Source organism: Rhodoferax sp. GW822-FHT04A08 (genome assembly GCF_058801025.1).
In genome coordinates this window covers 1-1,170 of record NZ_JBXAMW010000063.1, presented here as the reverse complement: position 1 = coordinate 1,170, position 1,170 = coordinate 1, and the positions used below count along the sequence as shown (strand labels likewise).

Genomic DNA, 1,170 nt, shown 5'->3' with positions numbered 1-1,170 from the left:
ACCGCTGCCACAATTTTTTGGGCCGCTTCGGCCATGGTGTCGGCGCTGATGATGGGCAGGCCCGATTCGGCCAGCATCTTCTTGCCGAGTTCTTCGTTGGTGCCCTTCATGCGCACCACCAGTGGCACCGACAGGTTCACGGCCTTGCAGGCCGTGATCACGCCGGTGGCGATGGTGTCGCACTTCATGATGCCGCCGAAGATGTTGACCAGAATGGCCTTCACCTTGGGGTTCTTCAGCATGATCTTGAAGGCTTCGGTCACCTTCTCGGGGGTGGCACCACCACCCACGTCCAGGAAGTTGGCGGGTTCCGCGCCAAACAGCTTGATGGTGTCCATGGTGGCCATGGCAAGGCCAGCGCCGTTGACCAGGCAGCCGATGTTGCCATCCAGGCTGATGTAGGCCAGGTCGAACTTGGAGGCTTCCACTTCAGCGGGGTCTTCTTCGTCCAGATCGCGGTAGGCCACGATTTCGGGGTGACGGAACAGGGCGTTGGCGTCAAAGTTGAACTTGGCGTCCAGGGCAACGACATTGCCTTTGCTGTCGCGGTTCAGCGGGTTGATTTCCACCAGGGACGCATCAGTGTCCATGTAGCACTTGTAGAGCTTCTGGAAGATGTCCACGGCTTGGGCGGTGGAGTCTGCCGGCATGCCAATGCCGTCGGCAATCTTCTTGGCCTGCTCGGCACCCAGGCCGGTCAGCGGGTCAATGAACTCGGTGATGATCTTCTCGGGGGTGGAGTGCGCCACTTCCTCGATGTCCATACCGCCTTCGCTGGAGGCAATGAAAGCCACCTTTTGCGAGGCGCGGTCGGTCACGACCGAGACGTAGTATTCCTTCTGGATATCGGCGCCGTCTTCGATGTAGAGGCGGCGTACCTTCTGGCCTTCGGGGCCAGTCTGGTGGGTCTTGAGCTGCATGCCCAGGATCTCGCCAGCCAGGCGCTTGACGTCTTCAATGGTCTTGGCAACCTTGACGCCGCCGCCCTTGCCGCGTCCACCCGCGTGGATCTGGGCCTTCACCACCCACACCGGGCCACCGAGCTTTTGCGCAGCTTCCACTGCTTCCTGTACGGTAAATGCGGGGATACCGCGCGGCACCGGCACACCAAATTGGCGCAAGATTTCCTTGCCTTGGTACTCATGAATCTTCATAACATCTCTCTAGAGG

General features: G+C 60.1%; 1 protein-coding gene. It reads right to left on the bottom strand.

Features of this window, described 5'->3' with window-relative positions; translation table 11 throughout:
* On the bottom strand, positions 1 to 1,154 hold a 1,154-nt coding region (sucC, locus tag AC1RMF_RS26575; protein ID WP_493145554.1), incomplete at its 3' end, for an ADP-forming succinate--CoA ligase subunit beta.
* Positions 1,155 to 1,170: the final 16 nt, after the last annotated feature.